Genomic DNA, 19,281 nt, shown 5'->3' with positions numbered 1-19,281 from the left:
TAACTTTGTCTAAATCAATAAAATTAACTAAAGATCCAATTTGGTCTCTTTTAAGAAAAGTTACTATACCTGCAAGTGTAGGTTCTTTATTTCAAACTTTTTATAATTTAGTTGATACTTGGTTTGCTGGTAGAATTTCAGCAGAAGCGATAGGTGCTATTGCTAAATCTTTTCCAATTTATTTTACAATAATAGCTGTTGGTGTTGGATTGGGAGCAGCTACCAATGCTTTAATTGGTAATTCAATAGGTGAAAAAAAAGTAAGAGTTGCTTCCATGTATATTGCTCAATCTCTGATTTTTGCTTTAACAGTATCAATATTTGTAACTTTATTTGGATTAAATGCTTCAAATTATCTGCTTGGTGTAATGGGATCTGATGCAGCAGGTATTGCTTTAACAAGAGAATATCTAGATATAATTTTTTATGGAACTTTTATTGTATTGATACAAATTTCATTAAACGGAACTTTAAATGCACAAGGTGACACAAGAAGTTATAGAAATGTTTTAATATTTAGTTTTTTCCTAAATATTTTTTTAAATCCTCTTTTTATATGGGGATATGGTTTTATACCTGGATTTGGTATTGCTGGACTAGCAATAGCTACAGTGATTTCACAGTTAATTGGAACAATCTATCTAGCTTATAAAGTCAATAATTGTAAGATAAAAGAATATCTAAAATTGCAATGCTTCATTCCTAAGTTTGAGTATTTAAAACCATTAACAACACAAGCTGTCCCCGTTATGTTCAGTATGTTATTTATTGGGGTAGGTATATTTAATATATTATATTTTATTGGACAGTTTGGTGATCTAGCTACTGCTGGTTATGGAGCTGCTTTAAGGGTTGAACAAGTATTTTTATTACCGGTTATTGGATTAAATACAGCAGTTCTTTCTATTGGAGGCCAAAATTTTGGAGCTAAAGCTTATGATAGAATTAGAGAACTCTACACTAAAGCTTTATTATTTGGTTCTTCATTCATGGCAATTGCCGGAATAATAATATTTTTCGGGGCAGAATTTTTTGTCTCTTTATTTACTGACAACCAAGAAGCAGTCATGAGTGGAGCTATTTACTTAAAAGTTGCAGCTTTGATTGGACCAATTTATCCAGTGTTCTTTATTACTACAGCGGTATTTCAAGCTGTCAAAAAACCTCTTTATAGTCTTTATTTAAGTATTTTAAGATTAACTGCGTTTCCTTTTTTAAGCTTATGGTACGTAATTAATATTAGAGGAGGAGACTATGAAGATATTTTTTACACAATCATGGCTACAAATTGGGCTATGGGGATTGTCGTTTTAATATTTATTGGTTATTTTCTAAATAATGTATTTAAACAAAAAAAACCTCTTTTTAGTTATTAGTATTTTACTAATATTTTTTTTCTTAACCTATAACGATGTTAAATCGAGTGAATTAAAAATTATTGATGGTGATACCATACATTTAAATGGTGAAAAAATTCGTTTCAGCGGTATCGATACTCCAGAAATACAACAAACGTGCATTAAGAATAACGAAGTAATTAAATGTGGCATTAGAGCTAAAGAGTTATTGATTAAGGCGATTGGAAATAAAAAAATTAATTGTGTCAGAGAGGGAAAAGATCAATACAAAAGAACATTAGCTGAATGCTTTATAAATGATTTAAGTTTATCAAGTTATTTGGTTAAAAGTGGATATGCATTTGCATATAGAAAATATTCTAAGAAATTCATTACAGATGAAGATTTTGCAAGATCAAATAATTTGGGTATGTGGTCTATGAAATTTGAATATCCTTGGGATTGGAGAAAAAAAAATTAATCTTTTTGTAATTTTTTTTCCAATTTTCTCACCAAATAGGAAACAATTAATATTAAAACTAAATATTCTAAAATTAAAAATGTATAAATTTCTAATGGTCGATAGGTTGTAACAACAAGTTCATTAGCTTTTCTAGTCAAATCACCGATACCAATAATTGAAACCAATGAAGACATCTTTAAAACATAAACAAATTGGTTTCCTATAGCTGGTAAAATATTTTTAATTGCCTGAGGAAGAATGACTAATTTTAATTTTCGAAAAAAATTAAGCCCTAAAGAGCTACCGGCTTCCCATTGTGATTTTTTTATTGAATTAATTCCTGCTCTAAAAATTTCAGCTTGAAAAGCACTTTCACTTATAGATAGAGCAATGATACCAGATACAAATGGACTGAAACTAATACCTGTCATTATTGGTAAACCATAATAGATCCACAAAATAAGAACTAACAACGGTATTGCTCTTACTATTTCCACATAACCTATGTTTAGATAAGTTAATAATTTATTCTTTGCTAAAGATGGTATAGCAACAACTAGTCCTAAAAATATAGAAATAATTATTGAAACCACAGAAATGAAAATAGTTGTAGTTAAACCACTTAACAAAAATTTTAGATTAGTTAATCCCTCTATATTGTTAGGGGACAAAATTAACCAATTAAGCTCGCTCTTAACGCACGAAGTTAAAGGTAAAATTAAAAGTAAAAAAAATAAATTTCTCACTCTTAAAGTTATAAAGAATTAAAAATTAATTACTAATTGATTATAAACTTTTTAGATTATATTTAGCCAGTAACTTTGTAAAAAACCCTGATGATTTTTTCTTTTTTATCCAGTCATTAACGTAACTGTTCCATTTATCGTCACCTTTTGGAACCATCATAGCTAAGAATGCTGGATTTTTTTCTCCATCAGGAACAATTGCTAATTGCGGGTATTTGATTACTAATTTATTGGCTTCTGTTGAACTAGTTATATTTCCATCAGCTCTCCCAGCTAAAACTTCCTGAAAATCTCTAGCGGGAGCTTCAACAGAATTTAATTTTGATTTTGGAAAAAATTCTTTTGCTTTTTCTTCTTGTGATGTACCAAGAGTTGTAGCAATAGTTACATTTGAATTATTTAATGAGTCCCATGTCGGGAATTTTTTTAAATTTTTCTTAAGTACTAGTGGAACAGTTCCATATTTGTAATAAGTATCTGTAAAACCTGCTACTTCAGCTCTTTTAGGAGTTTTTGTTACACTTGTTGAAATATCATATCTTTCTGACGTAATTCCTGAAACTATTGTCTTCCACTCAGCCGGAACAAATTCAACTTTTACACCCATGTCTTTAGCTAATTCATTCATTACATCAATATCAAATCCTTTATATTTATTTGTTGCTGGATCTTTCATTGTCATAGGATCCCAATCACCAGTTGTTCCAACTTTTAAAACTCCTGATGAAAGAATTTTGTCTAAATTAGACTCTGCGTTTAAAGAAAAGGGTAAAAAAGCAAATACTGCTATTAAAAATAATTTTTTCATTCCTTTTAATAACTTATTTAAAATCTAAATGAGACTATAATCTTGACGCACTGTCATTCATCCATGAGAATAAATGTTGTGAAAATGAACGTCTTACAAAAAGATTAACTTCATTTTGGTTTTGATTATGAATAATTACATCAACTTTAGCGAGAATCGTTTGAGCGACTGAACCTATTTTATTTTTAAAATCATTGAAATTAAAAGGGGATCCGGTCTCAAATAAGTCAAAAATTTTGTCACCTTTAATATTTATTAAAACAAATTGATCAGTAACATTTGTCACAGCGCCTAGATTGATTTTAGAAATATTCTTATTTAATAAATTCTCTGTTTCATAATCATTAGTATTTGGATCAGAAACTTCATTCGAATAAATCATCCATTCATCTGGGCTTAACCAAAGAGCTGACAACCTTTCACTTCTAGAGGACGTATTAGGTTCAGTAGGCAGCAATAGATTTAATGATTTACCAATAGCAGATAAAAATTCTCTTTTTTTACCTCTAATAACTAATTTCATAACAGGTTTTATTTCTTTCATTTGCAAACCTGAGTAAGATTTTTCTTCGGTTATTACATTAGTGTAATTAAGCATTTAATCTTTTGTTCTCCTTATCTAAAAAAACTGGGTCTGCAACAGTTACATTAATTTGTTTATTTTCCATTGGTATAATTAATTTTTGACCCATCATGTTTTTTCCACCTCTAACAACTCCAAGAGCAATAGATTTTTTTAAGTTTGGGCTATAATAACTTGATGTTACATGGCCCAACATTTCAATAGGTGACTTATTAATATCAGCAACAATTTGTGCACCTTCTTCTAGAACTTCATCAGGATTTTCTGTGAGTAGACCAACTAACTGTTTTCTATCTTCCCTTATGGTGTCAGATCTATACAAAGATCTTTTTCCTATAAAATCATATTTCTTTTTGCTAACTATCCAATTCATTTGTAAATCGATAGGAGTCATAGTTGCATCAGTATCTTGACCTACAATGATAAATCCTTTTTCAGCTCTTAATAAATGCATAGTTTCAGTTCCGTAAGGAGTGATATTGAATTCCTTTCCAGCTTCCATACACTTTTCCCATACTGACTTACCATAATTAGCTTGAACATTTATTTCGTAACTATGTTCACCTGTAAAACTTATCCTCATTACTCTGCATTTAATCTTACCAATTTTTGCATTCTTAAAAGACATATGTGGAAAATTTTCATCTGAAAAATCAAGATCAGGAATTACTTGAGATATAATTTTCTTACTATTGGGTCCACAAACACTTACTGTTGCATAATGATCAGTTACAGACGTTAAATAAACATCTAATTCAGGCCATTCAGTTTGTAAATAATCTTCAAGTTTTCCTAAAACTGTTGCAGCTCCACCGGTAGTAGTGGTCATAATATAATGGTTTTCATCTAATCTTGTTGTAACTCCATCATCATAAACCATTCCATCTTCGTTTAACATTAAACCATATCGACATTTTCCAATAGCTAGCTTAGACCAAGCATTTGTATAAATTCTGTTTAAAAATTCAGACGCATCAGTACCTTGAATATCAATTTTACCTAATGTAGATGCATCTAATATACCGGCGCTATCTCTTGCTGCTTTACTCTCTCTTTGAACTGCATCATGCATATTTTCACCGTTTTTTGGATAGTACCAAGCCCTCTTCCATTGACCTACATTCTCAAATTCAGCTTTATTTTGCACATGCCACTCATGTATTGGGGTCTTTCTAAATATATCAAAATATTCACCAACATTTCTTCCAACTATAGTTCCAAATGTAAGAGGAGTGTAGGGTGGCCTAAAAGTTGTAGTGCCAAGTTCTCCCATTTTAGAGCCTGCTGTTTCAGAAATAATTCCTAACGCATGCATATTACCAAGTTTTCCTTGATCAGTTCCCATTCCAGTTGTTGTGTATCTTTTTACGTGTTCAATCGATCTAAAACCTTCTCTTAATGCTAACTTAATATCTTTTGCTGTAGCATCGTTTTGATAATCAACAAAAGGTTTTGTTCTTCCAATGACTTTATCAGAGGGAAGCAACCATATATTTCTTTTTGATTTATTAAATGAAGATTGAACTTCTAAATTTTCATAATCAGTTTTTTTTATATCTAAAAACTCTTTTAAGGTTTTAGGTATATTTGTTAATATTTCATCTAAAGTAAAATCACCATTACAAGAACCTAGACTAATTTGGTCTGACGGATATATATTTGGAATAAAAACTTGATCTTCATCTCTAAATTTTAATTTGCCACCAGATTGTGTAAAGAGGTGCACAGCTGGTGTCCATCCACCTGAAATTCCAAGACAGTCACATTCAATACCTGTTTTGGAACCCACGACTTTTTGACCATCTTTTGAAAGTTGCATTATTGAAATTTTATTAATTCTTTTGTAGCCAGATGTATTAACAACTGTATATCCTTTGTAGACTTTAATGTTATTTTTTTCAGTTTCTTTGATTAGTTTAGAATCAACATCTTCTCTATTATCTATGATTGCTTCTATGTTTATCCCTTTTTGGTACAAACTAATCGCTGTTTCGTAAACACTATCATTATTTGTAAATAGAACATTTTTTTCACCACATGCTACACCAAAAAGATTTGCATATTTCTCAATAGCTGAAGATAACAAAATACCTGGACGATCATTATTATCAAAAATTAATGGTCTTTCTAAAGATCCAGTAGCATTTATAACCTTTTTGGCTCTAATCTTTAGAAGTCTATGACGTGTTTTGTTATTTCTATTTTCTAAAGGTAAGTGATCAGTCAAGTTTTCTCGAGCTAATAAAAAATTATAACCATGAAAAGCAGCAACACTGGTTCTAGTTTTTATTTCTAAATTATTAATCTTTTTGATTTCATTAATTTCTTTTTCTAACCATGAACTTGAAATTTGATTGTTAATTTTAAAATGTTCAGAATTTTGATAAATTGTTGAACCACCAAGATAGGGCTTTTCATCAACTAAAAGTGTTTTTAAATCATTTTTTGCAGCAGTCTTTGCCGCCATAATGCCTGAAATTCCTGCCCCAATAACTAAAACATCACAATGTATGTATTTATGTTCATAAATATCAGGATCTGGTTCAGTTGGTGACTTTCCTAAACCTGCAGACTTTCTAATAAAATATTCGTATTTCTCCCAAAAATTTGCAGGCCACATAAATGTTTTGTAATAAAAACCAGCTGGCAAAATTGGACTTAGAAAGTTATTTATTCCACCTATATCAAATTTTACACTGGGCCAACAATTTTGACTTGATGCCTCAAGTCCTTCATATATTTCGATCTCAGTAGCTCTTACATTGGGTTCTGTCCTTGCGGTATTATTATGTAGTTGAACTATTGCATTAGGCTCCTCTGAGCCTGCTGTCATGATCCCACGAGGTCTATGATATTTAAAACTTCTTCCAACTAAATGAATATCATTAGCTAAAAGAGCAGATGCTAGAGTATCTCCTTTATATCCATAATAAGTTGTCCCATTGAATTTAAATGAAATTTTATATGTTTCATCAATAAACTTACTTGTTTTGACTCTTAAATTTTTTATCATGATCTATTTAGCTGGAGGTTTTTCACCCATTTTATAAACTGCTTTTATTTCATCGTTTGATGTATCTCTAACCATATTAAACCATTTTCTACATCCGTGAGCATGAACCCATCTTTCAAATTGGATACCTTTAATATTTTTTCTCATAAACAGATATTCAGCCCATTCATCATCGCTTAATTCAGTTGGTTGTTTTGGTCTAACTATATGAGCTTCCCCACCAGCTTTAAATTCGCTTTGTTCTCTTTCACCACAGTATGGACAATTAATTATAAACATTAATGTGCTACAGCAGCTGCACCGTGTTCATCAACAAGATCACCACTAACAAATCTATTTATGTTAAAAGCAGCATTTAATTTATGCGGTTCATCATTTGCTATTGTGTGTGCAAATAAATCACCTGATCCAGGAGTTGCTTTAAATCCACCAGTTCCCCAACCACAATTAAAATATAATCCTTTTACAGATGTTTTACTTATTATTGGACTAGCGTCTGGACAAATATCAACAATACCTCCCCATTGTCTAAGCATTCTCATTCTACTAAATATTGGATATAATTCTAAGATAGCATTTAAAGTTCCCTCAACGATATCATGACTTCCTTTTTGCGAATAAGAGACATAGTCATCTGTACCTGCGCCAATAACTAATTCACCTTTATCAGATTGACTTACATAAGCATGAACAGCATTTGACATTACAACAGTGTCAATAATAGGTTTTACTGGTTCTGAAACTAGTGCTTGAAGCGGTTTGCTTTCTAAGGGTAATTTTAGTCCAGCCATATTTGCAATAACACTAGAGTGTCCAGCTGCAACTACGCCAATTTTTTTTGTTCTAATAAAACCTTTTGTTGTTTCAATACCATCAACAATATCACCATTTCTTTTTATACCTTTAACTTCACAATTTTGAATAATATCAACTCCCATTTCATCAGCACCTCTTGCATAACCCCATGCAACAGCATCGTGTCTAGCTGTACCAGCTCTTTTCTGTAAAGTTCCACCTAAAACAGGATAACGAATATCTGGAGAAGTATTAATAATAGGACAAAATTTTTTAACTTCTTCAGTATTTAAATAAACAGCATCTATCCCATTTAACCTATTTGCATGAGTTCTTCTTTTTAAATCTCTTACATCTTGCAAATTATGTGCTAGGTTCATTACTCCTCTTTGACTAAACATTACATTATAATTAAGTTCTTGTGATAAACCCTCCCAAATTTTTAATGCGTGATCATAAAGTCCGGCACTTGCATCCCATAAGTAGTTTGATCTTATTATAGTGGTATTTCTTCCTGTATTTCCCCCGCCAATCCAACCTTTTTCTACAACAGCAATATTTTTCATGTCATGCTTTTTTGCCAGATAATAAGCAGTTGCAAGTCCATGACCACCACCACCTATAATTACTGCATCATATTCTTTTTTAGGCTCAGGATCTTTCCATGCTTTTTCCCAATTTTCATGATATGAAAAAGCGTTTTTAACCAGTGAAAATAAAGAGTACTTATTTTTCATTATAAGTGAATAATTACTTTATAAATATTGATTATTCAATACAATCAGAAGTGACAAATTTCCTGGAAGAGTGGGTGAGAGGCTTAAACCAGTCGTTTGCTAAATGACCGTGCGAGGAAACTTGTACCGAGGGTTCGAATCCCTCCTCTTCCGCCATATCTTAATACAAAGGCTCATCTTTGAAAAAGTTTTTCATAGAAATTGGTTTTTGAGCTAAAATATAACGATAGACATTATAATTCTCCAGTACTCTTTGAACATAATTTCTTGTTTCTTTGAATTTAATTAATTCAATCCAATTAACATAATCAATTTGATTTTTTTGAGGATTCTTATTTATTTTTTTCCAATATCTAACTCTCTTTGGTCCAGCGTTATAAGCGGCTATAGCAAATGGATAAGCACCATCATATTCAAGAATAAGACCAGCTATATAGTGAGAACCTAAATTAATATTATATTCAGCATCTCGTGTTAATCTGGATTTTGAATAAGGAAGATTTGCTTGTTTAGCAACTAATTTAGCAGTGTAGGGCATAAGTTGCATTAAGCCTTTTGCGCCTGCATGACTGTTGGCACTTAAATCAAACTCACTTTCTTGTCGTATAATTGATAGTATGAATGCAGTGTCAGGAATTTTTCTTCCATTAATATAATTAGGAGTACTTATAATTGGATAATTATACTTATTATGAAATCTTTTTTCATAAGAAGCAATTTTTGCAATCTGGATAGCAAAATCAAATCTATCAATATTTGTTGCTAGTTCAGCAGCTAAAACTTCACTACCACTATCAATGTTGTCATTTGCTAAATGTCTTAAAATATGTTTTGCATATTTATCTTCATTTAGTTCATCAAGAAGGTAAGTTGTTTTTACTAACTCTTTTTTAAAAAAATAATCTCTATATTCTTTTGATACTTCAATATCTTTAGAAAGTTCAAAAGGTTTATTAGGATTTAATTCCATAAAAGCTAATTGTCCATAATATGTGGTAAGAAAATCGGAAGCTTTACCAAACCATTCTTCAGCTAATTCTTTTTTCCCAAGTTTTTGATAAGTTTTACCTAACCAATAAGCTCCTCTAGATGTACTAATTGGATAACCAACATTATTGTAAAAATTTTCAAAATGATCCTTTGCTAATAATGGGTCGTTCAAAAAGCTCAATGCTATCCACCCACTCATCCATTCTGCACCTGCGTATTCAGGTCCATCTGTTAAAGCATGGTTACTGGCAATTTTATATGCCAACTCATATTTCTTTTTATAAATTAGAGATCTTGAAATAATTTCTCTTTCAATCCACCATTTATCTGGTCTAACTAAATAATCTTTAGTGTTCTTTATTTTTGTTAAAATTTCTACTGAACTCTCAACTCTACCTCTTTTTCTTCTCCATTTAAGTCTATCATAATTTAAACCAGCATCATTTTTAAATTTTGATGGAACTTTTGAGATTGCAGTGTCAACGCCATAGGATTTACTCATTAATAATTGTCTTGCGTTATAAAGTAATTCATAGTCTTTTGGTAAATATCTAAGTAATCTTTTTAAATCCCAGTATTTATTGTTCCATGCTAAATAATCTGCTCTTTTAATATAGTCATCTGCGTTAAGATATTTCTTAAATTTTTTTCTATAAAATTTTAATTCTGACTTACTTAATTCTGCTGTAATCCAACCGCCTTTAATAAGAGAGGTTCCTTTTTGAGTATTACCATTTAGAATTAAACTTTCTCCTAAAATCATCTTTCCAAACCCACTTAATGGTTCGTTTGTACCAAACCAATCAATGATTTTTTTTGGTGCAATAGAGTCTGTTGAAAGCTTATGTTCAGCTAAATATTTTATTCGTCCTATTCTAGGATAATCTTCATTAGCATCAATAAAAGTTTTATATTCATAATACGAAGCCTTATTACCTTTAGTTAACAAATGTCTCCATTGAATGAAATTATATATAGATTTATCCTTTGCTTTTTTTGCAGTTTTAAGTGCAGTTGACCATTTAGCTTGTTTCATTTCTGAAATTGCTTTTTTGGCTATTTCAAAATCTTTCTTGTTATAATATTTTGATTTTTTTATAGTATCTGTTGTTTTAGATCCTGCAATTAAAGGTTTTTTTTTGGGTAAAATAAGACCTTGTTTGCTCTCCTTCTTTGTGACTATTTTTTTTTCAACTTTATCTTCTTTTATTTTTATTTCTTTTTTTTCAATAGGTTTTGGGAGTGGTTTTAAGATATCAGCTAATAACTTTTTTTCCTCTTGCTTTTGAGTTTGACTAGGTTTTTTTAAAGGTATTATCTCTGCATATGATAAATAAGTTAAATTTAATAAGACAGTCAAAATTATAAAATATATTAATTTTTTAAGCATAATCTTTTAGTACATGAATCTATAAACTATGTTATAAGTATTTATGTTTAAAGGTTCAAATGTTGCTTTGGTTACCCCATTTAAAAATAATAAACTAGATGAGGAAACTTATATCAAGTTAATCCATTTTCATATCGAAAATGGCACTAATGGCTTAGTTCCTGCGGGTACAACAGGAGAATCTCCAACATTGAACCATCAAGAACATGAAAAAGTAATAGAACTATGTGTGAAGGAAAGCAAAGGTAAGCTGCCTGTATTTGCTGGGACAGGATCGAATTCAACAGAAGAGGCTATTTCTTTAACTAAACATGCTGAAAAAATAGGTGCTAATGGAGCACTTATAGTAACACCATATTATAACAAACCGACACAAGAGGGTTTATATCAACATTATAAAGCTATTAATGACAGCTGTGGAATTCCAATAATAATTTATAACATCCCAGGACGATCGGTAATAGATATGTCAGTAGAAACAATGTCAAGACTTTATGAACTAGAAAATATAGTTGGGGTTAAAGATGCTACTGGAGATTTAAATAGGGTAGATCAAACTTTAAAAAAACTTGGAAAAGATTTTCTTCAGTTAACCGGTAATGATGATAATGCTCTTGAATTTAATAAAAGGGGTGGCACAGGAGCAATAAGTGTTACTGCAAATATTGCTCCCAAACTTTGTTCAGATTTTCAAAGAATGTCAATATCTAAAACAGATAAAGATATTAAAGAAGCTGAAATGCTTGATAAAATTTTACAACCTGTTCATCATGCAATGTTTGTCGAAAGTAATCCAAGCCCAGTAAAATACGCGGCGAAATTATTAAACTTATGTGATGATAATGTCAGATTACCTTTAGTTAAAGTTACAGATTCTACTAAGGAAATTGTAAAAAAAGCTCTGAAGTCCGCAAGATTAATTTAATGAATAAAAAAACCAATCCTGGTTTAAAGATAATTTGTTTTAATAGAAAAGCTAGTTTTAATTATTTTTTTGAGGATTTTTTAGAGGCAGGTATTGTTCTTAAAGGTTCTGAAATTAAATCTATTAGAGATGGAAAAGTGAATATTGCAGATTCTTATGCTATTGAAAAGAATGGTGAAATTGTTTTGATTAATTCTCATATTGCTTCATATAAACAGGCAAGTTACTCAAATCATAATCCTATAGATGAGAGAAAATTGTTATTAAAAAAAAGAGAAATAAATAAATTAATAGGAAAAATGCAAAGAGATGGCTTTACTATAGTGCCTACCAAAATGTATTTTAAAAAGGGAAAAGCAAAAATTGAACTAGCCGTTGCAAAAGGAAAAAAACAATTTGACAAAAGAGCAGTAAAAAAAAATAGAGATTGGAATCGTGATAAAGCAAGATATGTCAGAAAATCTAGTTAAAACAATTTATCTTGGAATAGGTTCAAATTTAGGAAATAGAAGAAAAAATATTGAACTTGCAAAATTTAAATTAATTCAAAATGATATTATAATACGAAAATCATCCAACATATACGAAAGTTTATCTTGGCCAAATCCAAATAAACCAAAATTTTTGAATATAATTTTAGAAATTTCATCAAATTTATCACCTTCAAAATTAATTGATATTTGTAAAAAAATTGAAATTAATCTAGGAAGGCAAAAAAGACCAAAAAATGCACCTCGGGAATGTGATATTGATATAATTGATTATTATAATCAAAAAATGAAAGACAAGATTATTTTGCCACACCCGAAAATGCATCAAAGAAACTTTGTTCTTTTACCTTTGTATGAGCTTAATAAAGCCTGGAGACACCCAATTTTAAAACAACCTATTACAAAACTTATATTATCATTATCAAATAAAGATATTAGATCTATTAAACAAATTTAAATAAGTGATATAATAAAATCATGTTAAACTCTGAAGATTTAATAAATAAAGTAAAAGTATATAATAAGTTTTTAAATCCTGAAAAGTTGAATAAAGCTTATAATTTTGCTGTCAAAGCTCACAGTAATCAAAAAAGAGCTTCAGGAGACCCTTATTCTGTTCATCCTATCGAAGTAGCAAATATTCTCACAGATTTAAAATTAGACAGTGCAACAATAACAACTGGGTTACTACATGACACTATAGAAGATACTTTTGCTACCTACGAGACTATCAAAGGTGAGTTTGGTGATGAAGTTGCAGATTTAGTTGATGGTGTAACGAAAATATCTGTTTTAGAAAATACTGCGTCTTCTAATTCTAAGGCCGAAAATTTTAGAAAATTGATCTTAGCTACTTCAAAAGATATAAGAGTTTTATTAGTAAAAATTGCTGATCGTTTGCACAATATGAGAACAATTAAAGCGATTACAAAAGATGAGAAAAAAAAAAGAATAGCCCAAGAAACAATGGAAATCTATGCACCACTTGCTGACAGAATGGGAATGCACAGAATTAGAGATGAGTTAGAAGATTTATCATTTGAAGTTTTGAATAATGATGCACGATCTTTAATTCAAAATAGACTTGATGAAATAAAATTAGATAAAAAAGATATTTTTGAAACACTTTCTTATGAAATAAAAAATATGTTAAATAAAAATAATATTAAATCAGAAATTTATGGACGAGAAAAAACTCCTTTTTCAATCTGGAGAAAATTACAAAAAAAACGTGTTTCATTAGAACAAATAACAGATATTATTGGCTTTAGAATAATTTTAGATGATATTGACAATTGCTACAAAACTTTAGGTGTTCTTCATAAGGAATATAATTGTATACCAGGTAAATTTAAAGATTATATATCCTCACCCAAAATCAATGGCTATAAATCAATCCATACAGCAGTAATTGGTTCATACAAGAAACCGATTGAAATTCAAATAAGAACCAAAACTATGCATGACTTTGCAGAAAGAGGTATAGCATCTCATTGGCAATATAAATCATCAGAAAAATTTAGTTCTTTGACCTGGAAAGAATATGACTGGTTAAAAGATTTAGTGGAAATCATTGAAAAAAATGAAAATCCTGAACATTCATATGAGTATACAAAATTACAAATGTTTCAAGAAAATGTATTTTGTTTCACACCAAAAGGCTCGGTAATTAAATTACCCAAAGATGCAACCCCAATAGATTTTGCTTATGCGGTCCATACAAAGATAGGTGACACTGCTATTGGGTGTGAAATAAATGGAAATAAAAGTGAACTTCAAGCAATTTTAAGAAATGGAGATAGAGTAAATATTATTACTTCAAAAAAACAATCTCCTTCTTTGCACTGGATACCAACAACTAAAACTGGTAAAGCAAGAGCTGCAATAAGAAGATATTGGCACGATAGAGGAGAAAAAAAAGAAGAAAAAGTTAGGAAATATAATACTACTTTATGGATTTCTTTACCTGACAAACCAGGACAATTAGGAAACGTAAGCTCATTAATTGGGGACCATAAACTAAATATTTCTAATCTTGTTATGGCAGGAAAAAACCCTGATTATATTAATTTTAAGTTTCAATTGATAATAACCGATCTTAAAAATTTTACTAATTTTATTGCAGAGCTTAAACAAAAAGGTATAAAATTTAAGATAATCAGACACGAAGATAAAAGAAATGCTTTCACACAAAAAATCCTTAGATATTTTAAGAAAGACTAATGCGTTACTAGAAGGACATTTCGTTTTATCCTCAGGTTTACATTCATCAAAATATATTCAATGTGCTAAACTTTTAAGTTTTCCAACTGAAGCTGAAAAAATATGTAAATCATTTGCTCAAAAGATAAAAAAAAGTTTTAAAAAAATTGATTTAATTTTAGCACCTGCTATGGGAGGTGTTATTATTGGATATGAAATAGGTAAAATTTTAAAAAAAGAAACAATATTTTGTGAAAGAGTCAAAGGAAAATTTACTTTAAGACGAGGTTTTAATATAAAAAAAGGATCAAAAGTTTTGATAATTGAAGATGTGATAACAACAGGTAAATCAAGTTTAGAATGTGTTAAATTGATAAAAAGATCAAAGGCGACATTAGTTGGTTTTGCATCAATAATAGACAGATCATCAAAAAAATCATTAAAAATTGATAAAAAGATAATTTCACACTTAAAGATAAATGTTCCAACTTATAAAAAAAATAAGCTACCAAAAGAATTAAAATTAATTCCGATAACAACGCCTGGAAGTAGATTTATTAAGTGAAAAGGCTAGGTGTAAATATAGATCATATTGCAACATTACGTAATGCACGTGGTGAATTTCATCCTGATCCTATTTTTGCTGCGAAATTTGCAAAAAATTCTGGAGCAAATTCTATTACAATCCATTTAAGAGAAGACAGAAGACATATAAAAGATATTGATGCAAAAAAAATATGTTCAATAAAAAATTTATTAGTAAATTTAGAAATTTCTTTAAGTTCAGAAATCGTTAAAAAAGCTATTAAATTTAAACCTAATTTTATTTGTATTGTACCTGAAAACAGAAAGGAAATAACTACAGAAGGTGGATTGAATCTTAAAAAAAATGAAATTAAATTAAAAAAAATAATTAAGCAATTTAAGAAAAAAAAAATTAGAACAAGTTTATTCATTAACCCATCTCTTGCTGATATAAAGAAATCAATAGAGTTAAAAACGGATTGTATCGAAATCCATACAGGAAAATTAGCCAATTTAGTTAAATCAAAAAAAGATTATTCAAATGAATATGAAAGAATTAAAAGATGCTCTTTATTAGCAAAAAAAAATGATTTAGAAGTTCATGCAGGTCATGGACTTGATTATAATACAACTAAACTACTATCTAAGATTGATGAAATTACAGAATTCAATATTGGTCATTTTATAATAGGTGAATCTATATTTTATAGTTTGCCAAAAGTTATAAGAAAATTTAAAGATATTTTAAAAAAAAAATAAGATGAAAATTCTAGGTATCGGCACAGATATTATCCACAACAAAAGAATAAATGATTTGATCAAAAAAAAAACTTTTTTAACAAGAACTTTTGGTAAAAATGAGATTAAACATTCATTAAATACATCAAATAAAACAAACTTTTTTGCAAAAAGATTTGCTGCTAAAGAAGCTTTTGCTAAATCTCTTGGAACAGGTTTTAGAAATAATCTTAATTTTAAAGATATTGAGATTTTAAATGATAATAAAGGTAAACCTTTTTACATAAAATCAAAAAAAATAGATCTAATTATCAAAAAGATTTTTAAAATAAATAATTATAATTTGCTTCTTTCAATTTCAGATGAAAAGGATTACTCAATAGCATTTACAATATTACAAAAGAAATAATGTTTAATAAAAATTTTATTATAGATAATGTAAAAACTTTATTTTATGCTTTAATAATTGCAATCATCATTAGATCCTTATTATTACAGCCGTTTTATATACCCTCATCATCAATGGAACCAAATTTGTTAGTCGGTGATAGAATTTTTGTTACAAAATATTCATATGGTTATAGCAAACATTCATTCCCATTTAGTCCTCCACTATTTAAAGGTAGATTAATGTTTAATGAACCAAAAAGAGGGGATGTAATTGTTTTTAAAACACCTGCAGACAATAGAACAGATTATATTAAAAGATTAATAGGTCTTCCAGGTGACACAATCAGATTTATAGACTCAAACCTATACCTAAATAATAATGAAATAATTAAATCAAAAAAATCTAGTAAAGATATAATATTTTGTGGAGGAAGAAAAATTGATGTATTTACTTTTGAAGAAAAATTACCTAATGATGAAAACTACATATCAGTTTATTTAAAAAATTTTCCTTTTCAAAATTCTGATACTTTTAAAGTGCCTGAAAATAATTATTTTTTTCTTGGTGATAACAGAGACTGTTCTAAAGATAGCAGATTTCTATCAAGTGTAGGATATGTTCACAAAGATAATCTTGTCGGAAAAGCTCAATTTATTTTTTTTTCATCAGACAGAACAAAAGGAAGTATTTTTTCATTTTGGAATTGGAATAAATCTCTAAGATTTAATAGATTTTTTAAAAGAATTAATTGATGAATATAAATTTAACCGACTTGGAAAAAAAAATTAAGATTAATTTTAAAGATAAGAATTTATTATTAAGATCATTGACTCATAAAAGTTTTGATAGAGTAAATAATTATGAGAAGTTAGAATTTTTAGGAGATAGGGTATTAGGTTTGATAATTTCTAAAAAGCTAATAGAGACTTATCCAGATGAAAAAGAAGGTATTTTAGATAAAAAATTTGCATCATTAGTAAATAAAAAAACATGTTTAGAAATTGCAAAAAAGTTAGAACTTCATAAATATATTTTTACATTCAATATGAATGATAAAAAAAAGATAATTGAAGATAAAGTTTTAGCAGATAGTCTAGAGGCATTGATAGGATCAATATTTTTGGAAAAAGGATTAAATACTTCAGAAAAGATTATTTTGAATTTATGGTCAAATCATATTAAGAATAGTATTATTACACCGATTGATGCTAAAACTAAATTACAAGAATATTCATTAAAAAAATTTAAAAAATTACCATTATATAAATTAATCTCCAATACTGGACCTAGACACAAACCACTTTTTAAAGTTGGAGTAAAGTTAATTGATACCAAATTATATATTGCAGAGGGCAAATCTAAAAAGGATGCTGAACAAAATGCTGCTATATCATGTTTAAAAAATATTAAAAATATATGATTTGGGACGACACTGGTTTTTTACTTTCAAAAAATAAATATAATGAAAATTCAATCATTTCAGAGATTTATACAAAAAACCATGGTAAAGTTTCAGGAATAATATTTGGTGGAACTTCAAAAAAAATAAAAAATTATCTTCAAATTGGCAATGAAATTCATGTGAATTTTAATTCAAAATCAGATAATAAAATTGGATATTTTAAGGTTGAGATTTTAAAAGCTTTATCACCAATATATTTCGAAAATCCACAAAAATTATTATCTATTCTTTCTGCAATGCAGCTAGTTAAGTTATTAACTGCAGATTATCAAACTAATAAAGATATTTATATTTTGATCAATAAATTTTATTTATTACTCAACAATAAAGATTGGATCAAAGAGTATATTTTTTGGGAATTAGAATTATTTAAATTACTTGGATATGACTTAGATTTAAAAGATTTAGTTGATAAAAAATTGATTGGAAATGAGTTTAAGTATGTTTCTAAATCTTCAATAGAAAAAAAAATAATACCAAATTTTTTAGTAGATCAAAATGTAACAAGTGTTGATATAATAAATTTACAAAAAGGATTAAAATTTGTTGGAGATTATTTAGAAAAAACTATTTTAAAACCTAATAATCTAAACCAACCCTCGAGTAGATTAGAATTTATAAGTACTGTTAAGTGATTATTTTAAAATTTTATCTAATCTGTCAGCATAATAACTGACAATTGCATTTGCTCCAGCTCTCTTAAATGCAATAAGACTCTCTAAAATTACATTTTGGTCAATAAGATTTTTATTAACACCGTTAGTTAATAAACTATATTCTCCAGAAACTTGATATGCCATAACAGGAATTTTAAAATTTTCTTTAACAGAACTAATTATATCAAGATATGGAAGTCCTGGCTTAACCATTACCATATCTGCACCTTCTTTAATATCTAGCGCAACTTCTCTTAATGCCTCATTACTATTCCTAAAATCCATTTGATAATTTTTTTTGTCTCCTTTAAGAAAACCCTTAGAACCTACCGCATCACGAAAGGGTCCATAAAAACTCGAGGCATATTTAACAGCGTACGATAAAATTTGTGTCATTTTATAACCATTTTTATCCAAATATTTTCTGATTTTTCCAATTCTTCCATCCATCATATCTGATGGTGCAAGGACATCACAACCCATCTGAGCTTGTAACAAAGATTGTTTTACCAAAATGTTTACTGTTTCATCATTCAAAACATAATTATTTGTAAAAAGGCCGTCATGACCATGAGAAGTATATGGATCTAAAGCTACATCGCACATAATTCCAATTTCATTTTTATATTTTCTTTTAATTGATTGAAGAGCTTTACAAACTAAATTATCTTCATTAAGTGCTTCAGTACCAAATTTATTTTTCTTTTTCTTATTAGTATACGGAAATAAAGCGATCATAGGTATGCCATTCTTTATAGCCCTATCAACAACAAAATTAATTTTATCTAGTGTATAACGATAAACTCCGGGCATAGAATTTACTTCTTGTTTTTTATTTTTGCCCTCAATTATGAATATTGGTAATATAAAATCACTGGCTGACAGACTGTTTTCTTCAATCAACCTTCTAGACCAATCATTTTTTCGACTGCGTCTAAGTCTCAAATTTGGAAATTTTCCTGTTATCATTTCAAAATTTATTTATAATATGCGACAAATGTTATATACAAATATAACTTAAAAAAGATA

General features: G+C 28.7%; 20 protein-coding genes and 1 tRNA gene. 13 read left to right on the top strand and 8 right to left on the bottom strand.

Features of this window, described 5'->3' with window-relative positions:
- Positions 1 to 5: 5 nt before the first annotated feature.
- On the top strand, positions 6 to 1,376 hold the full coding sequence (locus tag ACTTAV_RS04785) for an MATE family efflux transporter (protein ID WP_440670571.1): 1,371 nt from the start codon (positions 6 to 8) through the stop codon (positions 1,374 to 1,376).
- Entirely contained in the window at positions 1,339 to 1,818 is a 480-nt protein-coding gene (locus ACTTAV_RS04780; RefSeq protein WP_440670570.1) for a thermonuclease family protein, read from the top strand. The genes ACTTAV_RS04785 and ACTTAV_RS04780 overlap by 38 nt, the downstream gene beginning before the upstream one ends.
- Here the strand turns inward: ACTTAV_RS04780 and ACTTAV_RS04775 are convergent.
- From ACTTAV_RS04775 to ACTTAV_RS04750, 6 genes are read right to left on the bottom strand one after another with little or no spacing between them, the layout of a single operon-like run.
- Positions 1,815 to 2,546 carry an amino acid ABC transporter permease gene (locus ACTTAV_RS04775; protein ID WP_440670569.1) on the bottom strand — a complete coding sequence of 244 codons (732 nt, stop codon included), beginning with the start codon at positions 2,544 to 2,546 and terminating at the stop codon, positions 1,815 to 1,817. The two genes, ACTTAV_RS04780 and ACTTAV_RS04775, sit on opposite strands and share 4 nt — an antisense overlap.
- A 40-nt stretch (positions 2,547 to 2,586) precedes the next feature.
- Positions 2,587 to 3,354: a transporter substrate-binding domain-containing protein gene (locus ACTTAV_RS04770; protein WP_440670568.1), complete on the bottom strand. Its 768-nt coding sequence runs from the start codon at positions 3,352 to 3,354 to the stop codon at positions 2,587 to 2,589.
- Between the two features lie 34 nt (positions 3,355 to 3,388).
- The gene (locus ACTTAV_RS04765) at positions 3,389 to 3,952 is read right to left on the bottom strand and encodes a sarcosine oxidase subunit gamma (RefSeq protein WP_440670567.1); all 564 of its coding nucleotides are present in this window, start codon (positions 3,950 to 3,952) and stop codon (positions 3,389 to 3,391) included.
- Positions 3,945 to 6,950: a sarcosine oxidase subunit alpha family protein gene (locus tag ACTTAV_RS04760; protein WP_440670565.1), complete on the bottom strand. Its 3,006-nt coding sequence runs from the start codon at positions 6,948 to 6,950 to the stop codon at positions 3,945 to 3,947. The genes ACTTAV_RS04765 and ACTTAV_RS04760 overlap by 8 nt, the downstream gene beginning before the upstream one ends.
- Positions 6,951 to 6,953: 3 nt before the next feature.
- A complete protein-coding gene (locus ACTTAV_RS04755; protein ID WP_440670564.1) occupies positions 6,954 to 7,229 on the bottom strand; it encodes a sarcosine oxidase subunit delta in 276 nt (91 codons plus the stop codon).
- The gene (locus ACTTAV_RS04750) at positions 7,229 to 8,482 is read right to left on the bottom strand and encodes a sarcosine oxidase subunit beta family protein (RefSeq protein ID WP_440670563.1); all 1,254 of its coding nucleotides are present in this window, start codon (positions 8,480 to 8,482) and stop codon (positions 7,229 to 7,231) included. The genes ACTTAV_RS04755 and ACTTAV_RS04750 overlap by 1 nt, the downstream gene beginning before the upstream one ends.
- Positions 8,483 to 8,546: 64 nt before the next feature.
- Between ACTTAV_RS04750 and ACTTAV_RS04745 the strand changes: the two genes are divergently transcribed.
- Positions 8,547 to 8,638: transfer RNA gene (locus tag ACTTAV_RS04745), tRNA-Ser, on the top strand.
- A gap of 4 nt (positions 8,639 to 8,642) precedes the next feature.
- Here ACTTAV_RS04745 and ACTTAV_RS04740 read toward each other — a convergent pair.
- On the bottom strand, positions 8,643 to 10,862 hold the full coding sequence (locus ACTTAV_RS04740; RefSeq protein WP_440670562.1) for a lytic transglycosylase domain-containing protein: 2,220 nt from the start codon (positions 10,860 to 10,862) through the stop codon (positions 8,643 to 8,645).
- 43 nt (positions 10,863 to 10,905) lie between these two features.
- Between ACTTAV_RS04740 and dapA the strand changes: the two genes are divergently transcribed.
- The 10 genes from dapA to recO are packed head-to-tail and all read left to right on the top strand — an operon-like array spanning position 10,906 to position 18,231.
- A complete protein-coding gene (gene dapA, locus ACTTAV_RS04735; RefSeq protein ID WP_440670561.1) occupies positions 10,906 to 11,787 on the top strand; it encodes a 4-hydroxy-tetrahydrodipicolinate synthase in 882 nt (293 codons plus the stop codon).
- Positions 11,787 to 12,257 carry an SsrA-binding protein SmpB gene (gene smpB / locus ACTTAV_RS04730; protein ID WP_440670560.1) on the top strand — a complete coding sequence of 157 codons (471 nt, stop codon included), beginning with the start codon at positions 11,787 to 11,789 and terminating at the stop codon, positions 12,255 to 12,257. Before dapA ends, smpB begins: the two co-directional genes overlap by 1 nt.
- Entirely contained in the window at positions 12,238 to 12,735 is a 498-nt protein-coding gene (gene folK / locus ACTTAV_RS04725; protein ID WP_440670558.1) for a 2-amino-4-hydroxy-6-hydroxymethyldihydropteridine diphosphokinase, read from the top strand. The genes smpB and folK overlap by 20 nt, the downstream gene beginning before the upstream one ends.
- A gap of 20 nt (positions 12,736 to 12,755) precedes the next feature.
- A complete protein-coding gene (locus tag ACTTAV_RS04720) occupies positions 12,756 to 14,501 on the top strand; it encodes a bifunctional (p)ppGpp synthetase/guanosine-3',5'-bis(diphosphate) 3'-pyrophosphohydrolase (RefSeq protein ID WP_440670556.1) in 1,746 nt (581 codons plus the stop codon).
- The gene (gene pyrE, locus ACTTAV_RS04715; protein WP_440670555.1) at positions 14,458 to 15,045 is read left to right on the top strand and encodes an orotate phosphoribosyltransferase; all 588 of its coding nucleotides are present in this window, start codon (positions 14,458 to 14,460) and stop codon (positions 15,043 to 15,045) included. The genes ACTTAV_RS04720 and pyrE overlap by 44 nt, the downstream gene beginning before the upstream one ends.
- Positions 15,042 to 15,764: a pyridoxine 5'-phosphate synthase gene (locus ACTTAV_RS04710; protein ID WP_440670553.1), complete on the top strand. Its 723-nt coding sequence runs from the start codon at positions 15,042 to 15,044 to the stop codon at positions 15,762 to 15,764. Before pyrE ends, ACTTAV_RS04710 begins: the two co-directional genes overlap by 4 nt.
- Before the next feature lies 1 nt (position 15,765).
- Positions 15,766 to 16,152, top strand: coding sequence for a holo-ACP synthase (gene acpS / locus ACTTAV_RS04705; protein WP_440670551.1), 387 nt, complete (start codon positions 15,766 to 15,768; stop codon positions 16,150 to 16,152).
- Entirely contained in the window at positions 16,152 to 16,886 is a 735-nt protein-coding gene (gene lepB / locus ACTTAV_RS04700; protein WP_440670549.1) for a signal peptidase I, read from the top strand. Before acpS ends, lepB begins: the two co-directional genes overlap by 1 nt.
- Positions 16,886 to 17,554: a ribonuclease III gene (gene rnc, locus ACTTAV_RS04695; protein WP_440670548.1), complete on the top strand. Its 669-nt coding sequence runs from the start codon at positions 16,886 to 16,888 to the stop codon at positions 17,552 to 17,554. The genes lepB and rnc overlap by 1 nt, the downstream gene beginning before the upstream one ends.
- Complete coding sequence (recO, locus tag ACTTAV_RS04690; protein WP_440670547.1) at positions 17,551 to 18,231, top strand: DNA repair protein RecO; 681 nt, start codon at positions 17,551 to 17,553, stop codon at positions 18,229 to 18,231. Before rnc ends, recO begins: the two co-directional genes overlap by 4 nt.
- Here recO and hemB read toward each other — a convergent pair whose 3' ends face one another.
- On the bottom strand, positions 18,232 to 19,221 hold the full coding sequence (hemB, locus tag ACTTAV_RS04685) for a porphobilinogen synthase (RefSeq protein ID WP_440670546.1): 990 nt from the start codon (positions 19,219 to 19,221) through the stop codon (positions 18,232 to 18,234).
- Positions 19,222 to 19,281: the final 60 nt, after the last annotated feature.

Origin of the sequence: Candidatus Pelagibacter sp. HIMB1483, assembly GCF_052048135.1 — a bacterium.
Taxonomy (GTDB): domain Bacteria; phylum Pseudomonadota; class Alphaproteobacteria; order Pelagibacterales; family Pelagibacteraceae; genus Pelagibacter.
Note: the sequence above shows the minus strand (reverse complement) of the source record. Positions and strands in the feature narration are given on the sequence as shown.

What these genes read in the sequence shown, in the direction of transcription:
- dapA (WP_440670561.1), top strand. Translation starts at nt 10,906, where the DNA reads ATGTTTAAAGGTTCAAATGTTGCTTTGGTTACCCCATTTAAAAATAAT.
- ACTTAV_RS04770 (WP_440670568.1), bottom strand. Translation starts at nt 3,354, where the DNA reads ATGAAAAAATTATTTTTAATAGCAGTATTTGCTTTTTTACCCTTTTCT.
- smpB (WP_440670560.1), top strand. Translation starts at nt 11,787, where the DNA reads ATGAATAAAAAAACCAATCCTGGTTTAAAGATAATTTGTTTTAATAGA.
- ACTTAV_RS04780 (WP_440670570.1), top strand. Translation starts at nt 1,339, where the DNA reads ATGTATTTAAACAAAAAAAACCTCTTTTTAGTTATTAGTATTTTACTA.
- acpS (WP_440670551.1), top strand. Translation starts at nt 15,766, where the DNA reads ATGAAAATTCTAGGTATCGGCACAGATATTATCCACAACAAAAGAATA.
- recO (WP_440670547.1), top strand. Translation starts at nt 17,551, where the DNA reads ATGATTTGGGACGACACTGGTTTTTTACTTTCAAAAAATAAATATAAT.
- rnc (WP_440670548.1), top strand. Translation starts at nt 16,886, where the DNA reads ATGAATATAAATTTAACCGACTTGGAAAAAAAAATTAAGATTAATTTT.
- ACTTAV_RS04740 (WP_440670562.1), bottom strand. Translation starts at nt 10,862, where the DNA reads ATGCTTAAAAAATTAATATATTTTATAATTTTGACTGTCTTATTAAAT.
- ACTTAV_RS04720 (WP_440670556.1), top strand. Translation starts at nt 12,756, where the DNA reads ATGTTAAACTCTGAAGATTTAATAAATAAAGTAAAAGTATATAATAAG.
- ACTTAV_RS04760 (WP_440670565.1), bottom strand. Translation starts at nt 6,950, where the DNA reads ATGATAAAAAATTTAAGAGTCAAAACAAGTAAGTTTATTGATGAAACA.
- pyrE (WP_440670555.1), top strand. Translation starts at nt 14,458, where the DNA reads ATGCTTTCACACAAAAAATCCTTAGATATTTTAAGAAAGACTAATGCG.
- ACTTAV_RS04750 (WP_440670563.1), bottom strand. Translation starts at nt 8,482, where the DNA reads ATGAAAAATAAGTACTCTTTATTTTCACTGGTTAAAAACGCTTTTTCA.
- folK (WP_440670558.1), top strand. Translation starts at nt 12,238, where the DNA reads ATGTCAGAAAATCTAGTTAAAACAATTTATCTTGGAATAGGTTCAAAT.
- ACTTAV_RS04765 (WP_440670567.1), bottom strand. Translation starts at nt 3,952, where the DNA reads ATGCTTAATTACACTAATGTAATAACCGAAGAAAAATCTTACTCAGGT.
- ACTTAV_RS04755 (WP_440670564.1), bottom strand. Translation starts at nt 7,229, where the DNA reads ATGTTTATAATTAATTGTCCATACTGTGGTGAAAGAGAACAAAGCGAA.
- lepB (WP_440670549.1), top strand. Translation starts at nt 16,152, where the DNA reads ATGTTTAATAAAAATTTTATTATAGATAATGTAAAAACTTTATTTTAT.
- hemB (WP_440670546.1), bottom strand. Translation starts at nt 19,221, where the DNA reads ATGATAACAGGAAAATTTCCAAATTTGAGACTTAGACGCAGTCGAAAA.